This is a genomic window from Mixta calida (assembly GCF_002953215.1).
Lineage (GTDB): Bacteria > Pseudomonadota > Gammaproteobacteria > Enterobacterales > Enterobacteriaceae > Mixta > Mixta calida.
In genome coordinates this window covers 1,562,254-1,583,721 of sequence record NZ_CP026378.1, presented here as the reverse complement: position 1 = coordinate 1,583,721, position 21,468 = coordinate 1,562,254, and the positions used below count along the sequence as shown (strand labels likewise).

General features: G+C 58.6%; 17 protein-coding genes and 1 pseudogene. 11 read left to right on the top strand and 7 right to left on the bottom strand.

What is annotated here, in order from left to right; genetic code table 11:
* Window positions 1-7 precede the first annotated feature (7 nt).
* Window positions 8-2,014, bottom strand: a pseudogene (locus C2E16_RS21365) (DNA translocase FtsK 4TM domain-containing protein); the annotation flags it as partial.
* Between the two features lie 118 nt (window positions 2,015-2,132).
* Entirely contained in the window at window positions 2,133-2,627 is a 495-nt protein-coding gene (gene lrp, locus C2E16_RS07480; RefSeq protein ID WP_017347019.1) for a leucine-responsive transcriptional regulator Lrp, read from the bottom strand.
* A 521-nt stretch (window positions 2,628-3,148) separates the two neighbouring features.
* On the opposite strand from lrp, the gene trxB reads away from it, so the two are divergent.
* The 5 genes from trxB (at window position 3,149) to infA (ending at window position 9,045) form a co-directional block, all read left to right on the top strand.
* A complete protein-coding gene (trxB, locus tag C2E16_RS07475; RefSeq protein ID WP_038627069.1) occupies window positions 3,149-4,117 on the top strand; it encodes a thioredoxin-disulfide reductase in 969 nt (322 codons plus the stop codon).
* A 144-nt stretch (window positions 4,118-4,261) separates the two neighbouring features.
* Window positions 4,262-6,031, top strand: a complete 1,770-nt coding sequence (gene cydD, locus C2E16_RS07470; RefSeq protein ID WP_038627071.1) for a heme ABC transporter permease/ATP-binding protein CydD — start codon at window positions 4,262-4,264, stop codon at window positions 6,029-6,031.
* Window positions 6,031-7,764, top strand: a complete 1,734-nt coding sequence (cydC, locus tag C2E16_RS07465; protein WP_084970277.1) for a heme ABC transporter ATP-binding protein/permease CydC — start codon at window positions 6,031-6,033, stop codon at window positions 7,762-7,764. Before cydD ends, cydC begins: the two co-directional genes overlap by 1 nt.
* Window positions 7,765-7,796: 32 nt before the next feature.
* Window positions 7,797-8,498: a leucyl/phenylalanyl-tRNA--protein transferase gene (gene aat / locus C2E16_RS07460; protein WP_038627075.1), complete on the top strand. Its 702-nt coding sequence runs from the start codon at window positions 7,797-7,799 to the stop codon at window positions 8,496-8,498.
* Between the two features lie 328 nt (window positions 8,499-8,826).
* Window positions 8,827-9,045 carry a translation initiation factor IF-1 gene (gene infA, locus C2E16_RS07455; protein ID WP_002211347.1) on the top strand — a complete coding sequence of 73 codons (219 nt, stop codon included), beginning with the start codon at window positions 8,827-8,829 and terminating at the stop codon, window positions 9,043-9,045.
* Between the two features lie 151 nt (window positions 9,046-9,196).
* Here infA and clpA read toward each other — a convergent pair whose 3' ends face one another.
* Together clpA and clpS are read right to left on the bottom strand one after the other, a co-directional pair.
* Window positions 9,197-11,473 (bottom strand): ATP-dependent Clp protease ATP-binding subunit ClpA, encoded by a 2,277-nt coding sequence (clpA, locus tag C2E16_RS07450; RefSeq protein ID WP_084970278.1) that lies wholly within the window; start codon window positions 11,471-11,473, stop codon window positions 9,197-9,199.
* A 56-nt stretch (window positions 11,474-11,529) separates the two neighbouring features.
* Window positions 11,530-11,850, bottom strand: coding sequence for an ATP-dependent Clp protease adapter ClpS (gene clpS / locus C2E16_RS07445; RefSeq protein WP_038627080.1), 321 nt, complete (start codon window positions 11,848-11,850; stop codon window positions 11,530-11,532).
* Between the two features lie 323 nt (window positions 11,851-12,173).
* On the opposite strand from clpS, the gene cspD reads away from it, so the two are divergent.
* Window positions 12,174-12,401, top strand: a complete 228-nt coding sequence (gene cspD / locus C2E16_RS07440) for a cold shock-like protein CspD (RefSeq protein WP_038627082.1) — start codon at window positions 12,174-12,176, stop codon at window positions 12,399-12,401.
* Window positions 12,402-12,867: 466 nt separating this feature from the next.
* On the opposite strand, the gene ytfE is transcribed toward cspD, so the two are convergent.
* The gene (ytfE, locus tag C2E16_RS07435) at window positions 12,868-13,533 is read right to left on the bottom strand and encodes an iron-sulfur cluster repair protein YtfE (protein WP_084970279.1); all 666 of its coding nucleotides are present in this window, start codon (window positions 13,531-13,533) and stop codon (window positions 12,868-12,870) included.
* A 197-nt stretch (window positions 13,534-13,730) separates the two neighbouring features.
* On the opposite strand from ytfE, the gene C2E16_RS07430 reads away from it, so the two are divergent.
* The 5 genes from C2E16_RS07430 (at window position 13,731) to ltaE (ending at window position 20,313) form a co-directional block, all read left to right on the top strand.
* Window positions 13,731-14,630, top strand: coding sequence for a LysO family transporter (locus C2E16_RS07430; RefSeq protein WP_084970280.1), 900 nt, complete (start codon window positions 13,731-13,733; stop codon window positions 14,628-14,630).
* Between the two features lie 144 nt (window positions 14,631-14,774).
* Window positions 14,775-16,424 carry a hydroxylamine reductase gene (gene hcp, locus C2E16_RS07425; protein WP_084970281.1) on the top strand — a complete coding sequence of 550 codons (1,650 nt, stop codon included), beginning with the start codon at window positions 14,775-14,777 and terminating at the stop codon, window positions 16,422-16,424.
* 3 nt (window positions 16,425-16,427) lie between these two features.
* Window positions 16,428-17,417 carry an NADH oxidoreductase gene (hcr, locus tag C2E16_RS07420; RefSeq protein WP_084970282.1) on the top strand — a complete coding sequence of 330 codons (990 nt, stop codon included), beginning with the start codon at window positions 16,428-16,430 and terminating at the stop codon, window positions 17,415-17,417.
* A 116-nt stretch (window positions 17,418-17,533) separates the two neighbouring features.
* Window positions 17,534-19,255 (top strand): ubiquinone-dependent pyruvate dehydrogenase, encoded by a 1,722-nt coding sequence (gene poxB / locus C2E16_RS07415; protein ID WP_084970283.1) that lies wholly within the window; start codon window positions 17,534-17,536, stop codon window positions 19,253-19,255.
* A gap of 56 nt (window positions 19,256-19,311) precedes the next feature.
* Window positions 19,312-20,313: a low-specificity L-threonine aldolase gene (gene ltaE, locus C2E16_RS07410; protein WP_038627094.1), complete on the top strand. Its 1,002-nt coding sequence runs from the start codon at window positions 19,312-19,314 to the stop codon at window positions 20,311-20,313.
* Window positions 20,314-20,325: 12 nt separating this feature from the next.
* Here the strand turns inward: ltaE and C2E16_RS07405 are convergent, their stop codons facing one another.
* Together C2E16_RS07405 and C2E16_RS07400 are read right to left on the bottom strand one after the other, a co-directional pair.
* Window positions 20,326-21,150, bottom strand: coding sequence for an N-acetylmuramoyl-L-alanine amidase (locus tag C2E16_RS07405; protein WP_103790899.1), 825 nt, complete (start codon window positions 21,148-21,150; stop codon window positions 20,326-20,328).
* Window positions 21,147-21,467 carry a heavy metal-binding domain-containing protein gene (locus C2E16_RS07400; protein WP_038627096.1) on the bottom strand — a complete coding sequence of 107 codons (321 nt, stop codon included), beginning with the start codon at window positions 21,465-21,467 and terminating at the stop codon, window positions 21,147-21,149. Before C2E16_RS07400 ends, C2E16_RS07405 begins: the two co-directional genes overlap by 4 nt.
* Window position 21,468 lies beyond the last annotated feature (1 nt).

Genomic DNA, 21,468 nt, shown 5'->3' with positions numbered 1-21,468 from the left:
CGGCTGGCGGAACCGCCGGCTGCGGCGCCGGCACGACGTTCGGTTCGCTGTGATAATGCGGCTCGGCACGTTGAGCGGGCTGCTGCCACTGCGCTTCGTCAGTCGAAAACTCCGGCTCAGGCGTGGCGGCAATGGTAAACAGCGGCTCGCCCGGACCGTCATCCACCAGATCTTCCATCGGCGAAAAATCGAAAACGGTGGCGGGGTCAAGCGTAAAGCCAGGCATGTCACGCGGCGGCGTTGTCATTTCATCCTGATGCGGCTGAGAGTTAGCGTCAGCTGGCTGAGTAAAGGGCGATGACGCGCGCTCTTGCGGCTGCGTCAGCGCGGTTTGCGCTTGAGACGGCGCCGCTTGAGAAGGCTGCGGCTGCGCATAACGCTGTTGCTGCTGCTGGGCGAACTGCTGCGCCAGCGCCGCCTGCTCTGATGCGCCTTCGTCATCTTCGCTGGCGTACTCTTCGCCGTAGCGCGCTTTCTGCTGCGCCATAAAGGCGTCGCGCAACTGCGTCTCTTCCTGAGCTGCGGCCTGCTCCTCGTCCTGCTGGGGAGCGGCCTGTTGTTGCGCCTCCTGGCGGGCTTTCTCTTCCGCCAGACGTTGAGAAGGCAGTTTTATACCGTAAGAAGCCAGCTCGCGGCGCGTAGGGAGCTTAACCGGTTTCGGGCGCGGCAGTTCAGGTCCAATGCCCTGTTTGATTTGCGGATTGCTCTCTTCCGGCGCGCTGACAGGCATAAAGGGCGCGGCCATCGATGAAGATGCGGCGCCCGCTGCGGCGGCAGCAGCGGCATTCTGAACGGTTGCTGACGCCGTCGCCTCCTGCCAGTTCCCCATCTGAGGACCTTCGTCATCCTCAATGTGCGGCGTAAAGGCGGCGGGCGTCTGCTGCGGCATTTCAAACCGGTAAAGCGGCGGCTCGGCGCTGTCGCTTTCCGGCCGCACGGCGTGATGCATTTGCGGCTGCGGCGTGGAAGAGGCTGCGGATGCAGACGACGCGCCAAAGGTCGCGTTCTGCGGCGGCTGAACGGCGGCAGATTGAGACGGCGGGGTCGGTTGCGCCACCGGCGCAGCGGCCTGAGACAAGGCAGCTGCGGCAGCGCCCGTTTGCGCCAGCGCCGATGCTGCGGCAGCGTTGGCCGGAACCATAGCTGCCGCAGGCGCCGCTGCGGATTGAGTAATGGCGGGCTGTGACGGCGCGCCAGACGTCGGCGGCTGCGGGTCGGCGGCTACGGCGTCGTCGGCGCGGGCAAACAGCGGATCGTCTTCCTCGTCGATATCGTCAGTGGCGGAGAGCCTGCGCGGCGGCGTCAACAGCACATCGTCCTCTTCTTCAAGCTGCACGACGCGCTTAATAACCGGCGCAGGCGCTTCTTCCTCGTCCTCATACCAGGCATCGTCATTACGTGAACGGTTGCTGGCGAACGTCAGCACGCCCATCACTACCGCGCCGATTTTTTCGGCAATGGTCAGCCATGACCAGCCGGTATAGAGCGTCAGGCCGGCGGCCCAGATGCACAGCAACGCCAGCGTTCCGCTGGCGCCGTTCAGATAAGGCGCCATCGCGCTGCTGACCAGGCTGCCGATCACCCCGCCGGAGGCGAAGTACCAGATATCATCCGCGTTCAGCGCCGCGAGGCCGCAGGTCGTCACCACCAGCGCCAGCACCCCTATCAGGCGCAGGCCGACGGCGAAATAGTCGATATAGTCCTGACGATCGCGCTGACGGAAGGTAATCCAGCACAGTCCCAGAATCACCGGTGGAATGGCGTACGCCATCACGCCAAAAATGAACAGCAACGTATCGGCCAGCCAGGCGCCGACGCTGCCGCCCAGGTTATGGATAGGTTCATGCCAGGCGGTCTGCGACCAGCTGGGATCGGAAGGATTAAAACTAACCAGCGCCACCATCAAATAGACAGCAAAGAGCGCGACGAGAATCAGCAACGCTTCGAGCAGACGGCGACCACTACTAAGCGGCTTAAGAGACACTTCTTTATCTTCTGTATATTCCTGGCTCAAGAGAACTCTCCAGGTACCTGTAAACTATGAAGGAAACAGCGCCGGGCTAACCGACGCTGTGCCTGTATGAATTCACAGGAGTGTACCGAATACCACCAGGTTTTGCACCTGCCCTGTGTTACCGCGTTTTAATCACCAGACGATTGCTCTGCTTCACCTCTTCCATGACCACATAAGTACGCGTATCGTTAACACCCGGCAGGCGCAGCAGGGTTTCGCCCAGCAGTTTACGATAGGCGGACATATCTGGCACGCGGGTTTTCAGCAGGTAGTCAAAATCACCGGAAACCAGGTGACACTCTTGAGTTTCCTCAAGTTTTTGCACAGCGGCGTTAAATTGTTCAAACACGTCGGGCGCGCCGCGATTCAGAGTAATCTCAACGAAAACCAGCAGCGAGGCGTCAAGATAGTGCGGGTTGAGCAACGCGGTATAGCCGAGAATAAATCCCTGACGTTCCAGGCGGCGTACGCGTTCAAGGCACGGCGTGGGCGATAACCCAACGCGTTTGGAAAGTTCAACGTTGGAAATGCGACCATCCTTCTGCAGCTCGTTCAGGATATTTCTGTCGATTCTGTCGAGGTCTTTACCGGGGCGTTTTTTATTGTCTACCATTATTATTGTCTCTCTTCATTCCTTCCCTTTACCTGCCATACCCTGAACGTAATCATTGTGCAGGGTCTTTCGTAAGTGAAGACATAGAGCCTGTTGCTGTTGCAGCGCCCATCCGCATGACGCATGCTGTCTGTCCACACCATGCGTCATTACGGATGACAGGCTGAGTTTATCCGGCATTAAACGTAAAAAGTGGTATGAAACCCTGTTCACATAGCCCAAATATTCTCTGCTTCCCACAATGTTTTCGCAAAAGCGCAGGCGATTGTCAAAGCAAAACATTGAAAATCAGGAGAACATGCCAGCCCGCAGCCAGCATGACTGATTTAAACCGGATATTTTGGGGTTTTATCTAAGCCTGAACGCTTACTTCATCTTTTATGCGCCGATCCTTCTGCCGCCCGACGCCCATTGATTAAACCTTTTGCATCAATTGTTAACAAAATCGCAGAATGCTTTTTTTGCGCCAGTAAATTCCCTACAATCTGGCTCCATATTGCCAGTAAATTAATGAGGATCTCATGGGCACGGCCAAACACAGTAAATTGCTTATTCTGGGCTCTGGTCCGGCGGGCTATACCGCAGCCGTTTACGCTGCGCGCGCTAACCTGAATCCGGTGATGATCACCGGCCTGGAAAAAGGCGGTCAGCTAACCACGACTACCGACGTTGAGAACTGGCCTGGCGATCCCAACGATCTGACCGGTCCGCTGTTGATGGAGCGGATGCATGAGCATGCGTTGAAGTTCAACACCGAGATCATCTTCGACCATATTCATACTGTCGATCTGCAAAACCGTCCGTTTCGTCTCATCGGCGACAGCGGCGAATACACTGCCGATGCGTTAATTATCGCTACCGGCGCCTCCGCGCGTTATCTGGGCCTGCCTTCCGAAGAGGCGTTCAAGGGTAAAGGCGTTTCCGCCTGCGCGACCTGCGACGGCTTTTTCTATCGCAAGCAGAAGGTCGCTGTCGTCGGCGGCGGCAACACCGCTGTGGAAGAGGCGCTTTATCTCTCTAACATCGCCTCTGAAGTGCATTTGATTCATCGTCGCGATACGTTCCGTGCCGAGAAGATCCTGATTAACCGACTGATGGAAAAAGTGAGCAGCGGCAATATTGTGCTGCACACCGATCGCGAGCTGGATGAAGTGATGGGCGATCAGATGGGGGTCACGTCGGTGCGCCTGCGCGCGACGCAAAACCCGGCGCAGACGGAGGTGCTGGAGGTCGCGGGCCTGTTTGTCGCTATCGGCCACAGCCCGAACACCGCTATTTTCGCCGGTCAGCTGGAGCTGGAAAACGGCTATATCAAGGTGCAGTCCGGCCTGCAAGGCAATGCGACGCAAACCAGCATCCCTGGCGTCTTCGCCGCCGGCGATGTGATGGACCACACCTACCGTCAGGCGATCACTTCCGCTGGCACCGGCTGTATGGCCGCGCTGGATGCCGAACGCTATCTGGACGGTTTGGTTAAAAACGATAAGTAACTTGTTAATTAACTGATCTTAATTACCGAAGGCGACTGTTGAACAGTCGCCTTTTTTCTTGCCGCCATGCTACATTGCAGCGCCTCTGCTGGCATATTCTCTGGCGATATCGGCCAGCCTGTTTTTCTGATGAAACGGCCCCGAATGGAAAAGAAACGTCAACATCAACTTACCCGCTGGCTGCGTCAACAGCGCGTTTACGCTCGCCCCTGGACCACCCTCTCTACGTTGCTCGGCGTAGCCAGCGCGCTGCTGATTATTGCTCAGGCCTGGCTGCTGGCGACGCTGATGCATCAGTTAATCAGCGCTCACCAGCCGCGCGAGCAGTGGTTGCCGTCAATGCTGCTGCTGTTGTTCTGTTTTGTTCTGCGCGCCCTGCTCGTCTGGCTGCGCGAACAGGTCGGCTATCGGGCGGGAGAGAGCATCCGCCGCGCGCTGCGCAAGCAGGTGCTCGATCGTCTGCATCAGCTTGGCCCCGCCTGGATTCAGGGCAAACCTGCCGGTAGCTGGGCAACGCTGCTGCTGGAGCAGCTGGAAGAGATGCAGGATTACTACGCCCGCTACCTGCCGCAGATGAGCCTCGCCGTACTGATTCCTGCGCTGATTTTGCTGGTGATTTTTCCTGTCAATTGGGTAGCCGGGCTGATTTTACTGGCGACGGCGCCGCTGATCCCGCTGTTTATGGCGCTGGTCGGCATGGGGGCCGCCGATGCGAACCGACGTAATTTTCAGGCGCTGGCGCGTCTGAGCGGCGATTTCCTTGACCGGCTACGCGGGCTGGATACGCTGCGCCTGTTTCATCGCGGCGCGGCGGAAACGCGTGCCATCGCCACCGCGTCGGAGGATTTCCGGCAGCGCACCATGGAGGTGCTGCGGCTGGCGTTTCTCTCTTCGGCGGTGCTGGAGTTTTTCGCTTCGATCTCTATCGCCGTCGTCGCCGTTTATTTTGGTTTCTCCTATCTGGGCGAGCTCGATTTCGGCCACTACGGTCACCAGGTGACACTGTTCGCTGGTTTCCTCGCGTTAATTCTGGCGCCGGAATTTTTTCAACCGCTGCGCGACCTCGGCGCTTTTTATCACGCCAAAGCGCAGGCGGTCGGCGCGGCTGACGCGCTGCATCATTTCCTTGCTTCTCACCCCACCCCGGCGTCCGCTGAAGGCGAACAGGCTTTGCCAGCCGACCAGCCTCTGCATATTGAGGCTGAGGGACTGATTATCACGGCGCCGGACGGCGCGCCGCTGGCCGGGCCGCTCGATTTCACGCTGCCGCCGGGCCGCCGGGTCGCGCTGGTCGGACAGAGCGGCGCGGGAAAAAGTTCGCTGATCAACGCGCTGCTGGGCTTTCTGCCCTATCAGGGATCCCTGCGCATCAACGGGCATGAGTTGCGCGATCTGCAGCGGCGCAGCTGGCATCACGTCGTCGCCTGGGTGGGACAAAACCCACACCTGCCGGGCGCGACGGTGCGGGATAACATCCTTAACGGTCAACAGGTTTCCGCAGCGCGACTGGAGGAAACGCTTGCGCTGGCGGGCGTAGCGGAATTTATTGCGCGCCTGCCACAGGGGCTGGAGAGCGCTGTCGGCGATCAGAGCGCGGGTCTCTCCGTCGGTCAGGCGCAGCGCATCGCGGTGGCGCGCGCGCTGCTGAAGTCATGCCGCCTGCTACTGCTGGATGAGCCGGGCGCCAGCCTGGACGCCCGCAGCGAGCAGCATGTTATGCGGGCGCTGCGCACCGCGTCGCATCAGCAAACCACGCTAATGGTGACGCATCAGCTTACTGAGCTGGCGCAGTGGGATGAAATCTGGGTAATGCGCGACGGGCGGCTTGTTCAACGCGGCAGCTGGCAACAGCTGACTCAGCAGCAGGGACCCTTCGCCGCCCTGCTGAACCATCGTCAGGAGGAACAGGCATAATGATGACATTGCGACCTTTCCTGCGGCTCTGGCGCCGCCATTTCTGGCGCCTGGCGCTGGGCATCGTACTGGCTATCGTTACGCTGCTGGCCAGCACCGGGCTGCTGACCCTGTCCGGTTGGTTCCTCGCCGCCTCGTCGCTGGCGGGCGCCGCCGGCCTCTATAGCTTTAACTATATGTTGCCTGCGGCGGGCGTACGCGGCGCGGCCATCATACGCACCGTCGCGCGCTATTTTGAGCGGCTGGTCAGCCATGACGGCACCTTCCGGGTATTGCAGCATCTGCGCGTCTTTACCTTCAGTCGCCTGCTGCCGCTGGCGCCGGCGGGCGTCGCGCGCTTTCGTCAGGGCGACCTGCTTAACCGCTTTGTCGCCGATGTCGATACCCTTGACCATTTCTATCTGCGCATCATTTCGCCTTTTATCGGCGCGTTGATGGTCATTATTGTCGTGACCGTCGGTCTTAGCTGGCTCGACGGCGCGCTGGCGCTGACGCTGGGCGGGATTATGCTGCTGACGCTGCTACTGTTGCCGCCGCTGTTTTATCGTATCGGTCGTCCGGCTGGCGAAACCATCACCGCGCAGCGCGCGCGCTATCGTCTGCAGCTCACCCGCTGGCTCCAGGCGCAGGCGGAGCTTGCGCTGTATGGCGACGTCGAGGCAAGCCGTTCGCAGCTGGATGAAACGGAAGAAAACTGGCAGCGGGCGCAGCGTCGACAGGCGAGCCTGACGGGTCTGTCACAGGCGCTGCTGTTGCTGATCAGCGGCGCGACGGTGACGCTGCTGCTCTGGCTCAGCGCGAGCGGCGTTGGTCAATACACGCAGCCGGGCGCGCTGGTCGCCCTGTTCGTTTTCTGCGCGCTGGCGGCTTTCGAGGCGCTGGCGCCGGTAGGTGCGGCGTTCCTGCATCTCGGTCAGGTTATCGCTTCCGCCAGCCGTATCCAACAGATTATCGGCCAGCGCCCCGCCGTCGTTTTCCCTGAAGATAAGCGCGTTTCCCCCAGCGCTCACGGCGCATTGGTGATAACCGACGTGTCCTTCTCTTACCCCAACGCCGTGGCGCCGACGCTGCGTAATCTGTCGTTGACCGTTCAGCCCGGCGAAACCGTCGCGCTGCTGGGGCCGACCGGCTGCGGCAAAACGACGCTGTTGCAGCTGCTGACGCGCGCCTGGGACCCGCAGATGGGCGAAATTCGCCTGGCGGATATGCCGCTGAGCGCGTGGAGCGAGCCTGCGCTGCGCGCGGAGATTAGCGTGGTCAGCCAGCGCGTGCACCTGTTTAATCAGACGCTGCGCGATAATTTACTGCTGGCTGCGCCCGATAGCGGCGATGAAGCGCTGTGCGCGGTGCTGAAGCAGGTTGGGCTGGAGAAGTTGCTAAGCGGCAATGAAGGGCTAAACGCCTGGCTGGGCGAAGGCGGCCGCCAGCTCTCCGGCGGTGAATTGCGGCGTCTGGCGATCGCGCGTGCGCTGCTGCACAAGAGTCCGATAATGCTGCTTGACGAACCTACCGAAGGGTTGGATGCTGAAACGGAAAAACATATTCTGGCGCTGCTGGCGCGCCTCACCGCAGATAAAACGGTGATCGTGATAACCCATCGCCTGCAGGGACTGAGTGAAGTCGACCGGATTTATGTGATGGATGAAGGTGAGATTATCGAGCAGGGAAGCCATCACGAATTGTTGTCAAAACGCGGCCGCTACTGGCATTTTCAGCAGCGAATTACGCTATAGTCATAGCTCTCGACACAGTGGGAACTCCAGAAATGCGACTGATTCAGCTCTCACGTGAATCGCTTAATTTTCCGCCGCCGGAAATGGCGCTGCGTGAACCTAACGGCCTGCTGGCGATGGGCGGCGACTTAAGCCCGGCGCGCCTTCTCAACGCTTATCACCGTGGCATTTTCCCCTGGTTTTCGCCGGGCGATCCGATTTTATGGTGGTCGCCCGATCCGCGCGCCGTCCTGTTGCCGGACGCCTTTCATTTCAGCCGCAGCATGAAACGCTTTCATCGCCGCTCGCCCTACTCCGTTACCATGAACCGCGCATTCGCCGAGGTGATCGAAGGCTGCGCCAGCGCACGCGATGAGGGAACCTGGATCACACCGGAAGTCAAACGCGCCTGGGGTCGCCTGTACGATCTGGGCCACGCCCACTCCGTCGAGGTCTGGTTTGAGGATGAGCTGGTCGGCGGCATGTATGGCCTGGCGCTGGGGCAGCTTTTCTGCGGCGAATCGATGTTCAGCCGCCGCGAAAACGCCTCTAAAACCGCGCTGCTGGTGTTTTGCCAACACTTTAAACAGCATGGCGGTCAGCTTATCGATTGTCAGGTGCTGAATCCGCATACCGCCTCTCTCGGCGCGAGAGAGATCCCGCGCATCGACTATTTGCTGGCGCTTAGCCGCCTGGCGCACGCGCCGGTTAGCGATGAATGCTGGCAGACCGACACGCTTTTCGCTGGTGGATAGATGTTTTACACGCAACCGTGATGAATGGTGGTATAATAGGGAAGTTTGGTATGTCGTCCGTTTATCGCGTCAGCGCATCGGAATTACCAGGCTGGGAATCACCACGCATCTCTGGAACTGTTATTTCTGGTTATGACCGGTTAACAGATTCTTAGCCGCTGTTCCCCCTCGCTAGCGTCACTGTCATCAGACGACGAAAGTTATGCTTGTATGCTGCGCTACAGGTGCATGCGGGCGTTGGTCTAATAACCAACTATTCTTTACATAATTCGTGGAATTCGGCATTATCTTGCCGGTTCAAAACTTGGAAGTCCACCCAGAGGATTCGATGGCCAAAGAAGACAATATTGAAATGCAGGGTACCGTACTTGATACGTTACCTAACACCATGTTCCGCGTGGAATTAGAAAACGGACACGTGGTTACCGCTCATATCTCCGGTAAAATGCGTAAAAACTATATCCGCATTCTGACGGGCGACAAAGTCACTGTTGAGCTGACCCCGTACGACCTGAGCAAAGGCCGCATTGTCTTCCGTAGTCGTTAATAGAAGTGCTGCGTTAATTGCGATATTAACGCCTGACTGATAAAAAAAGGCCGGATAATCCGGCCTTTCGCATTTCTGGCATTTACGCTTTTACGCTTGTCGGAAAAAGTAAAAAGGCCGGAAGCATCCGGCCTTTTGCTCTGGCGCCGACTTAATGCACGGTGCCTTCCGTTTTGCGTTTTTCGGCGCTGACGAAATGGTAGGTCAGCTGGTTCTTCTCTTTATCGAGCGCCACCGAAACCGATCCCCCTTCCACCAGCGAACCGAACAGCAGCTCATTCGCCAACGGTTTCTTCAGGTTTTCCTGCACGGTGCGCGCCATCGGACGCGCGCCCATCGCTTTGTCATAACCTTTCTTCGCCAGCCATTCACGCGCTTCGTCGCTGACCTCCAGCGAAACGCCCTTGGCGTCCAGCTGCGCCTGCAATTCCACGATGAACTTATCCACCACCTGATGGATCACCTCAGCGGAGAGATGATCGAACCAGATAATATTGTCGAGGCGGTTACGGAACTCCGGCGTAAAGATCTTCTTGATCTCTTCCATCGCATCGGTGCTGTTATCCTGATGGATAAGGCCGATCGATTTACGCTCGGTTTCACGCACGCCGGCGTTGGTGGTCATCACCAGCACCACGTTGCGGAAATCCGCTTTGCGTCCGTTATTGTCCGTCAGCATGCCGTTATCCATCACTTGCAGCAGCAGGTTAAATACATCAGGATGCGCTTTTTCAATCTCATCCAGTAGCACCACCGCGTGCGGATGCTTAATCACCGCATCCGTCAGCAGGCCGCCCTGGTCGAAGCCGACATAGCCCGGAGGCGCGCCGATCAGACGGCTAACGGTATGACGTTCCATATATTCGGACATATCAAAACGCAGCAGCTCGATGCCCAGCGCCTTCGCCAGCTGAACCGTAACCTCGGTTTTACCCACCCCGGTCGGACCGGCGAACAGGAATGAACCTACCGGCTTGCGCTCGTGGCCCAGACCCGCGCGGCTCATTTTGATCGCTTCGGTCAGCGCCTCGATGGCCTTGTCCTGCCCGAACACCAGCATTTTCAGCCGCTCGCCCAGGTTTTTCAGCGTATCGCGATCGGTCGCGGAGACGCTTTTCTCCGGGATACGGGCGATACGCGCCACGACCGATTCGATATCCGCTACGTTGACGGTTTTCTTACGCTTGCTGACCGGCATCAGTCGGCTGCGCGCACCCGCCTCATCGATAACGTCGATCGCCTTATCAGGCAGATGACGATCGTTGATATATTTCACCGCCAGCTCCACCGCCGCACGCACCGCTTTCGCGGTATAGCGCACATCGTGATGCGCTTCGTACTTCGGCTTCAGTCCATTCAGGATCTGCACCGTTTCATCAATGCTCGGCTCGGTGATGTCGATTTTCTGGAAACGACGCGCCAGCGCGCGATCTTTCTCAAAAATGTTGCTGAATTCCTGATAGGTCGTGGAACCCATCACGCGAATCCGGCCGCTCGACAGCAGCGGTTTAATCAGGTTCGCGGCGTCGACCTGCCCGCCGGACGCGGCGCCGGCGCCGATGATAGTATGGATTTCATCGATAAACAGGATGCTGCTTTCATCCTGCTCCAGCTGTTTCAGCAGCGCTTTGAAGCGCTTTTCAAAATCGCCGCGGTATTTCGTACCGGCCAGCAGCGAACCGATATCCAGCGAATAGATGGTGCAGTCTTTCATCACTTCCGGCACGTCGCCCTGCACGATGCGCCAGGCGAGACCTTCAGCAATGGCGGTTTTACCGACGCCCGACTCTCCCACTAACAGCGGGTTGTTTTTGCGGCGGCGGCAGAGTACCTGAACCGTACGCTCCAGCTCTTTGTCGCGGCCGATCAGCGGATCGATACCGCCAACGCGAGCAAGCTGGTTAAGATTGGTGGTGAAGTTTTCCATACGCTCCTCCCCGCCTGCCTGCTCTTCGTTGATCTGATTTTCAGGCCCCTGCGACTGGCCCGGTTCATCTTTACGCGTGCCGTGGGAGATAAAGTTCACCACGTCGAGACGGCTGACTTCGTGCTTGCGCAGCAGATAGGCCGCCTGCGATTCTTGCTCGCTGAAAATAGCCACCAGCACATTCGCGCCGGACACTTCGCTGCGGCCGGACGACTGAACGTGGAAAACCGCGCGCTGCAATACCCGCTGAAAGCTGAGCGTTGGTTGCGTGTCGCGCTCTTCTTCCGTTACCGGCAGCACCGGCGTGGTTTGTTCGATGAAGGCTTCGAGCTCCTGACGCAGAGCCACAATATCCACCGTACAGGCTTCCAGTGCCTCTCTGGCCGACGGGTTACTGAGCAATGCCAGTAACAGATGCTCGACGGTCATAAATTCATGACGGTGCTCACGCGCTCTGGCGAAAGCCATGTTTAAACTGAGTTCCAGTTCTTGATTGAGCATTAGGCACCTCCCCCAATTATCGCCCTACAGTTCATGCCGGAATGGCACGACGCCGATCAGGCTTTTTCCAGCGTACACAGCAACGGATGCTCATGCTCTTTAGCATAGCGATTTACCTGCGCGACCTTGGTTTCCGCCACCTCGGCGGTAAACACGCCGCAAATCGCCTTACCCTGATAATGCACCTTGAGCATCAGTTGCGTTGCACGCTCAATATCATAAGAAAAGAACTTTTGCAGAACGTCAATAACAAATTCCATAGGTGTGTAATCGTCATTGTTGAGTATAACTTTATACATCGAAGGCGGCTTGAGACCTTCGCGCAGTTTCTCTTCTGCAAGATGTTCAAAGTTAAGCCAGTCGTTAGTGTTTCCCATAGTGTTCCGTCGTAATCTGTGTTGCGCGCTGGCACGAAAAGCCGCATGCCATATCATCAGTGTAACACGCGCGCCGTAGGGCTTCGCGCGGGTGAAAAAATATCCGCTCGCCAGAAGGCGCGACCGCTATCACAAAATTGAAAATAGCGTTAACTGCCTCAAACTTTGGCGATTTGATCAATATCCGACCCCGCCGATGGCTTGACGCTTCCCCCCGTTTCTCTACATTCTACAAGCTCAGGCTGATTGAGTTTTAAACAGCTCAATGCAGCTTCGCTACCTCACCTACACAGTAAAAAACGTCTTGCGAGGGAACCAGAAGTATGGAGAAGGGTACAGTTAAATGGTTCAACAACGCCAAAGGATTCGGCTTTATCTGCCCGATCGGCGGCGGCGATGATATCTTTGCCCATTATTCCTCAATCCAGATGGAGGGATACAGGACGCTCAAAGCCGGGCAACCCGTTCAGTTTGCTGTACATGAAGGGCCGAAAGGCAATCACGCCAGCCTTATTGTTCCACTGGAAGCGGCCGAAGGCATTCGGGCCTGAACCTGTGCTGACACATTCTGTACAACCCGACTAAAAAATGCCAGCCACGGATGCTGGCATTTTTATTACACACTATGGTTACGCTTTAAGGATGGGGGTAACGCGATTTATTTCAACCCTGCTCCGCTCTCTTTCGCCTGCGCCAACGCGCCGAACAGCATAAAAAGCTTACTGTGTCCCATCACGCGTTTTACGCTTTGACGACGGCGCGAGCCAAAGCATAGTTGTTGCGCGATTCTGCGCTACACCATTTGTGCCACGCGCGCTTAACGGCCTGACGGCGCCCATATTTTTCTTTTAGGGTATAGGCTGCGTAATAAAGAGAGCGGGCGCGAAAGCGAGCGTTCAGATTGTTGAAGATCTGCGGGAGGTCAGCAACAGCATGCGCCGCTGGAAAAACGCATGCTGAAGATTAGCGGCGTCCTGGTCACTACTGCCTGTCACCAGGGAGCCGTTTACTTAACGATTATTCGCCGCGCAGCGCGCGTGGGAACAGCAGATTATTTTCCAGGTGGATATGCTGCATCAAATCCTGGATAAAACGATCGATGCCGGTGTAAAGCGCGCGCCAGGTGGTACAGGCGCCTTCCGGCGGCGTCAGATTATTGGTCAGCGCTTTGATCGTTTCTAACTGCTCGCCCGCCTCATTATGTTCCATCTCCATTACGGCGATCGGATCGCCCGCGTGCGAGCCGAAACCCTGCGCAATCATTGGAAACAGCACGCGCTCCTCTTTCATCATATGGCTGGTCAGGTGCTGGTAAACTTCATCGATCACTTTCCCCAGGCCGCGCGGACAGGCGGGCTTTGCGCCATGAACGCGCTCCACTTTTTCCGCCATCGCGATCAGGTCAGGCAGCTGCTGGCGATGCTGATTATGATAACGCGCGATAATATGCTCAATCAGCGCGCCAGGCGGCGCGTCACGCCATTTTTCATCGCCGTTTTCCTGCTGCGTCAGCTGCTGTAACTCCTGCTCAATCTGGTCGATATCAAGGCCACGCCGCTCCGCCATCTCTCCCAGCGTACGCTTGCCGCCACAGCAGAAATCGAGATCGTATTTATGGAACACAGCGGTAGAACCGGGAATGGTAATGGCGATCTCGCCCAGAGACGTAGTGCGTAATGACATTGAATGACCCTCATGATGTATTTATAAGTTGCATTTTAAATGCATCTTTTGGCACAAGCCAAACGCTTTTTTTCAACGTCTCAGAGAAAAAGCTCAAATGGAAACATCGGATGATTATTGTAACGCCAGGCTTTACGGCCCTTGGGTTTTTAGCTAGCGTGGTACACATCACATTTCTTTAAGGATTTTACAGGGATATGTACTCAGGATTACTCATCATTCTTCTGCCTTTGGTTATTGGTTACTTACTGCCGCTGAAATCGCCTGGTCTGCAACGTCTGCTTAATCGTCTGCTGAGCTGGATGGTTTATATTATTCTCTTCTTTATGGGTATTAGCCTGGCGTTTCTTGACAACCTGGCGGCCAATTTGCTGGCGATTGTGCATATCGCCAGCGTTAGCGTCATTGCGATTCTGGCCTGCAACCTTATCGCGCTGCGCCTGCTGGAAAAGCGGCGTCCCTGGCGCCATCAGCATCACCAGGAAGCATTGCCTTCGCGGCTGCATATGGCGCTGGAGTCTCTGAAGCTGCTCGGTGTGGTGGTGCTGGGCTTTCTGCTCGGCTTAACCGACTGGACGTTTTTGCATCATGCGACCGAGGCGAGCGAATACGCCCTGTTACTGCTTCTGTTCCTGGTGGGTCTGCAACTGCGCGGCAGCGGCATGACGCTGCGCCAGATCGTGCTGAACCGACGCGGCATGATCGTGGCGGCGGTGGTCTGTCTCAGCGCCTTTGTCGGCGGCATGCTGGCGGCGCTGATGCTGGGCCTGCCGTTAACCACCGGCCTGGCGCTGGCTAGCGGCTACGGCTGGTATTCCCTTTCCGGCATCCTGATGACCGAAAGCTTTGGTCCGGTTATCGGCAGCGCCGCCTTTTTTAACGATCTGCTGCGCGAACTGTTGGCGATCATGCTGATTCCAGCACTAATTCGTCAGCACCGCTCCAGCGCGCTGGGCCTGTGCGGCGCCACGTCGATGGATTTTACCTTGCCCGTCCTGCAACGCGCCGGCGGCATTGAAATCGTGCCAGCCGCCATTGTGCATGGCTTTGCCCTCAGCCTGGCGGCGCCGGTGCTGATCGCCCTTTTCTCATCCTGATTAACGCGCGGCCTGTAACGGGCCGCCGCTTTCCCTTTTGCTTCAGATCAAATTGGTTGCAGTTAGTTAAGACTTTTCTTGCCAGCAGCCCTCGTCGATCTTTATAAGTTGCATGTGAAATACAACTTATAACGAGATGATACTATGTTCTGTATTCAATGTGAGCAAACAATAAGAACTCCTGCTGGCAACGGCTGCGCCTGGGCGCAGGGCATGTGCGGCAAAACCGCGCAAACTTCCGACCTGCAGGATCTGCTGATCGCTGTGCTGCAAAGCCTTTCCGCCTGGGCGTTGCATGCGCGCACGCAGGGGGTGATCGATCATGAAATCGACAGCTTTGCGCCACGCGGTTTCTTCTCCACGCTGACCAACGTCAACTTCGACTCTGATCGCATCATCGATTACGCCTTTCAGGCGCAGAGCTATCGCGACAGCCTGAAAGCGCGCTGCGCGCTGCTCGGTCTGACGCAGCCGGAGCATCCGCTGGCGGATATCACGCTGACCAGCAACGATGCGGAAATCCTGCAACAGCAGGCGCAGGCGTTCGCGCTCAACGCTGGCGACGATCATGAAGATATCGTCGGTCTGCGCCTGCTCTGCCTGTACGGCCTGAAAGGCGCCGCCGCCTATATGGAGCACGCCCACGTTCACGGCCGCTACGATAACGACATTTATAAGCAGTATCATCAGATTATGGCGTGGCTCGGCACCCGCCCGAACAATATTGAAGAGCTGCTGGCCGAAGCGATGCACATCGGTAAAATGAACTTCGCCATTATGGAGATGCTGGACGAAGCGCAGACCACCACCTACGGCGATCCGCAGCCGGTTCAGGTCAACGTGCGTCCGGTCGCTGGCAAAGCGATCCTGATCTCCGGCCACGATCTGAAAGATCTGCAGCTGCTGCTGGAGCAAACCGCCGGCACCGGCATCAACGTTTATACGCATGGCGAAATGCTGCCGGCCCACAGCTATCCTGACCTGAATAAATACCCGCATCTGGTCGGCAACTACGGCAGCGGCTGGCAGAACCAGCAGACCGAGTTCGCCCGCTTCCCTGGCCCGATCGTGATGACCTCCAACTGCATTATCGATCCCACCGTCGGCGACTATCAGCAGCGCATCTGGACGCGCAGCATCGTCGGCTGGCCGGGCGTCAACCATCTTGACGGCGACGATTTCTCGCCGGTGATTGAACAGGCGCAGAACATGGCAGGCTTCCCGTGGGATGAAATTCCGCATCAGATTACCGTCGGCTTTGGCCGCCGCGTGCTGCTCGATTCCTGCGACGCCATTATCGACCTGGCGGTACAGAAAAAACTGCGCCACGTCTTCCTGGTCGGCGGCTGTGACGGTAGCCGCGACAAACGCAGCTACTATACCGATCTGGCGATGGCGGTGCCGAAAGATTGCCTGATCCTGACGCTCGCCTGCGGCAAATACCGCTTCAACAAGCTCGATTTCGGCACGCTGGAAGGGCTGCCGCGTCTGCTTGACGTCGGCCAGTGCAACGACAGCTACTCCGCCATCGTGCTGGCAGTGAAGCTGGCGGAAAAACTGAACTGCGGCGTTAACGATCTGCCGCTGTCGCTGATCCTTTCCTGGTTTGAACAAAAAGCGATCGTGGTACTGCTGACCCTGCTGGCGCTCGGTGTGAAGAATATCCGTACCGGCCCGACCGCGCCGGCGTTCCTCACTGATAACCTGATCGCCATTCTGGAAAAAGAGTTCGGCCTGATCCCGGTCACCACTGCGGAAAACGATCTCGCCGCCATTCTGGGCACGGAGGAGTAAACCATGAACAGCACGACGCTTTGCCCCTGGCGCATGCAGGTGCATCACATTATTCAGGAAACGCCGGACGTCTGGACGCTGGCGCTGATTGACCACGATTTTTATCGCTGGCAGGCGGGCCAGTTCGCGTTGGTGCGCATCGGCAACAGTGATGAAGTGCGCGCTTATACGCTTTCTTCCACGCCGGGTCAGAGCCGCTTTATCACCCTGACCATTCGTCATATTGAACAGGGGAAAGGCTCCAGCTGGCTGACGCAGCAGGTTAAGCCGGGCGATTTCGTCTGGCTCTCCGATCCGCAGGGCAACTTCAGCTGCGAGCAGCATCCCGCGTCGCACTACCTGCTGCTGGCCGCCGGCTGCGGCATTACGCCGGTAATGTCGATGGCGCGCTGGCTGCATCGCAATCGCCCGGAAACCGACGTGCAGCTGATCTACAGCGTACGCTCGCCGCGCGACGTGATCTTCGCCGCTGAGCTGCAACAGCTGAGCAGCTGGCTGAAGCTGACGATTATCGCCGAGCAGCAGCCGGAAGCGCAGATGCTCTCTGGCCGCCTGACGCCTGATATTCTGGCGCAGCGGGTGCCCGATATGGCGCGCCGCACGGTGATGATGTGCGGCCCGCAGCCTTATATGGATCTGGCGGAAAAAGCGGTGCGCGAACTGGGCGCCAGTCGGGTGCTGCGCGAGCAGTTTACCGCTGGCGTCTCCGACGAGGTGGCCGACAGCGGCGTGCGCTATCACCTGAGCAGCGCTTCGCAGCCGCTGAAAGGCGGCGCATTCCCGGCGGGCTGGTCGCTGCTGGCGGCGATGGAGCAGCATAAGCTGCCGGTGGAAGCGGTTTGCCGCGCCGGCGTTTGCGGCTGTTGTAAAACGCGCGTCACAAGCGGCGATTACCAGACCAGCAGCACAGTCGGCCTGACGGAGGAAGAGATCGCGGCGGGCTACGTGCTGGCCTGCAGCTGCCAGCCGGCGGGCGATATCGAGTTGGCCTGACGCCGCGGACATACCTCGTTTCACAGTGGCTCTACTGTTTCATCACGCATTGACTAGACTTTTTAGCGTCTGAGTCTTGCCATCGGGATGATGGCCCACAACAGTAAGGATCCACTATGAAGCACACCGTTGCCGCGCTGATTGCGCAAACGCTGGAAAGCGCGGGCGTCAAGCGTATCTGGGGAGTCACCGGAGATTCTCTTAACGGGCTGAGCGACAGCCTCAATCGTATGGGCACCATCGACTGGATGCCGACGCGTCATGAAGAGGTTGCCGCTTTCGCCGCTGGCGCCGAGGCGCAAATCAGCGGTCAACTGGCGGTTTGCGCCGGATCGTGCGGTCCGGGCAACCTCCATCTCATCAACGGGCTGTTCGACTGCTACCGCAATCATGTGCCGGTGTTGGCGATCGCCGCCCATATTCCCTCCAGTGAAATCGGCAGCGGCTACTTCCAGGAAACGCATCCTCAGGAGCTGTTCCGCGAATGCAGCCACTATTGCGAGCTGGTTTCCAACCCTGAACAGCTGCCGCAGGTGCTGGGCATTGCCATGCGTAAGGCGATCCTGAATCGCGGCGTCTCTGTCGTCGTGCTGCCGGGCGACGTCGCGCTGAAGCCTGCCCCGGAAGAAGCCTCCTCCGCCTGGTATCCGCCGCAGCAGCCGGTTATGCAGCCGCCGGAAAGCGAGCTGGATAAGCTGGCGGCGCTGCTGAACGAAGCGGAAAACATAACGTTGATGTGCGGCAGCGGCTGCGCGGGCGCGCATCAGCAGGTGGTCGAGCTGGCCGCCGCGCTGAAGGCGCCGGTGGTACATGCGCTGCGCGGCAAAGAGCATATCGAATATGACAATCCTTACAGCGTAGGAATGACCGGCCTGATCGGTTTCTCCTCTGGTTACCACGCGATGATGAACGCCGATACGCTGCTGCTGCTCGGCACCCAGTTCCCCTATCGCGCCTTTTACCCCACCAAAGCGAAAATTATTCAGCTGGATATCAACCCCGGCAGCATCGGCGCGCACTGTCATGTCGATATGGCGCTGGTGGGCGATGTCAAAGCGACGCTGAACGCGCTGCTGCCGCGCCTGCGAACCAAAACCGACCGCGCCTTTCTTGATAACGCGCTGGCGCACTACGCCGATGCGCGTAAAGGGCTGGACGAGCTGGCGAAGCCCAACGATAAGCAGCCGATCCATCCGCAGTACCTGGCGCAGCGGCTGAGCGACTTCGCCAGCGAAGACGCCATCTTCACCTGCGACGTCGGCACGCCGACGGTCTGGGCGGCGCGCTATCTGAAGATGAACGGCAAGCGTCGTTTGCTGGGATCGTTTAACCACGGTTCGATGGCCAACGCAATGCCGCAGGCGCTGGGCGCGCAGGCATTGGATACACGGCGCCAGGTGGTGGCGATGTGCGGCGACGGCGGCTTCAGCATGCTGATGGGCGATTTTATCTCGGTGGCGCAGCTGAAACTGCCGGTGAAGCTGGTGGTGTTCAACAACAGCGTGCTGGGCTTCGTGGCCATGGAGATGAAAGCGGGCGGCTACCTGACCGACGGCACCGATCTGCAAAATCCTGACTTTGCTGCTATCGCTGCCGCCTGCGGGGTAAAGGGCATTCGGGTGGAGAAAGCGTCCGATCTCGACGGCGCGATTCAGGAGGCGTTCGCCCATGACGGTCCGGTGCTGCTGGACGTCATTACCGCAAAAGAGGAGCTGGCGATGCCGCCGCAGATCAAAATGGAGCAGGCGAAAGGCTTCAGCCTCTATATGTTGCGCGCCATCATTAACGGCCGCGGCGACGAAGTCGTTGAGCTGGCAAAAACCAACTGGCTGCGGTAAAACAGAATCCCCCTGTACACGGGCGCCCGGCGCCCGTTTTTTTGAGGAGCATCCTGTTGATAGATTTACGCAGTGATACGGTCACCCGTCCGTCGCCGGCCATGCTGTCGGCAATGGTTTCCGCCCGCACCGGCGATGATGTCTATGGCGACGATCCCACCGTCAACGCGCTGGAAGCGGAGGCGGCCCGTCTGAGCGGCAAAGCGGCCGCGCTGTTTCTGCCTACCGGCACCCAGGCGAACCTTGTCGCCCTGCTCTCGCACTGCGAGCGCGGCGAGGAATATATCGTCGGCCAGCAGGCGCATAACTATAAATATGAAGCGGGCGGCGCGGCGGTGCTGGGCAGCATTCAGCCGCAGCCGATCGAAGCGGCGGAAGACGGCACGCTGCCGCTGGAAAAGGTGGCCGCCTTTATCAAGCCTGACGATATACATTTTGCGCGCACGCGTCTGCTGAGCCTGGAAAACACATTCGGCGGCAAGGTATTGCCGGTCGACTATCTGGCTGAGGCGTATCGCTTCACGCGCGAGCGTCAGCTGGCGCTGCATATCGACGGCGCGCGCATCTTCAACGCCGCCGTGGCGCTGGAACTGCCGCTGGAAGCGCTCTCCCGCTACTGCGATACGCTGACCATCTGCCTGTCGAAAGGGCTGGGCGCGCCGGTCGGCTCGCTGCTGTGCGGCGACGACGCGTACATTCAGCGCGCGCGCCGCTGGCGTAAAATGACCGGCGGCGGCATGCGTCAGGCGGGCATTCTGGCGGCGGCGGGGCTTTACGCGCTGGAGAACAACGTGATGCGTCTGAAAGAGGATCACGACAACGCCCGATGGCTGGCGGAGCAGCTCAGCGCGCTGGGCCTGTCGGTCAGCCAGCACACCAATATGGTGTTCGCGCAGCTGCCGCCGGAGCAGGCGGCCCCGCTGAAAGCCTGGATGCAGGCGCGTAATATTCTGATCTCGGCGGCGCCGGTAACGCGTCTGGTCACCCATATGGATGTCGACCGCGCAGCGCTGCAACGGGTAGTCAGTCAGTGGAAGGACTTTCTCGCGGCACAGTAACGCGCCGCGTCCTCAGCGTCCATACTTCTCCACCAGCGCCTGGGCGATCGCCAGCGTTTCCGCATCGGCCAGCCCACGATAATCGGCGGGCCGAAAATGCATCTGAAAGGCGGCAATCACCTTTTGCCGCTGTTCCGGCGTCGACGCCGCGTCGACCTCATAGCCATAGCGTTTCAGCAGACCAAGCAGCGCAATCTGATCGACCGGCGCATCAGGATCGCGTCCGCGCAACAGCTCGGCGACCCGTGCGCCGTCCGGCCAGGCGCCGATGCCCTGCGCCGCCAGCTGCGCCCAGGGAAACAGCGGTCCGGGATCTTGCTTGCGCTGCGGCGCGATATCGCTGTGGCCGACGATATTTTGCGGCTTTACATCATAGCGATGGATTAAATCTTCCAGCAGCGGCAGCAGCGCGGCGATCTGGCCCGACGGGTAAGGATAAAATTGCCGTCCCTGCGGCGTATTACGGTAGCCGGGGTTAACCAGCTCGATGCCGATAGAGGTATCATTCAGCCGCGTGGCGCCGCGCCAGTAGCTGACGCCAGCGTGCCAGGCGAGCTGCTTTTCCGGCACCAGTTGCCAGATCAGCGGCGTGCCGCGATACTGTGGCGGACGAGCCGGGATCAGATAGTGAACGCTGACCTCTTTATCCGTCAGCGTCGCCAGCGAGGTGGAAAACGCCTCGGCGGTATAGTGAATAACGATGCTCTTTACGCGCGGCCTTGCGCCCAACGCGGCGTGCCGCGTATCTACGCTGTAACCCTGGCGCTGTTCCAGGCCCGATGTGCCGCATCCACATAGCAGCAGCGCCAACAGCAGCAGCCAACCGCGTGCGATCACTGCGTTTTTACCGCCGTGCCGCTCACGCTGACCATCAACATGCTGCTGTCTTTACCGACGGTTTCATAATCGATGTCGATGCCGACCACCGCATTGGCGCCCAGCGCTTTCGCCTGCTCTTCCATCTCTTCAAACGCCAGCTGACGCGCCTTGCGCAGCTCTTTTTCATAGGCGCCGGAGCGGCCGCCAACGATATCGCGGATGCCGGCAAAAAAATCGCGGAAGATGTTAGCGCCGAGAATCGCCTCGCCGGTGACCACGCCGCAATATTCCGTGATCGTTTCGCCTTCGAGTCCGGGGGTAGTGGTTAATTTCATG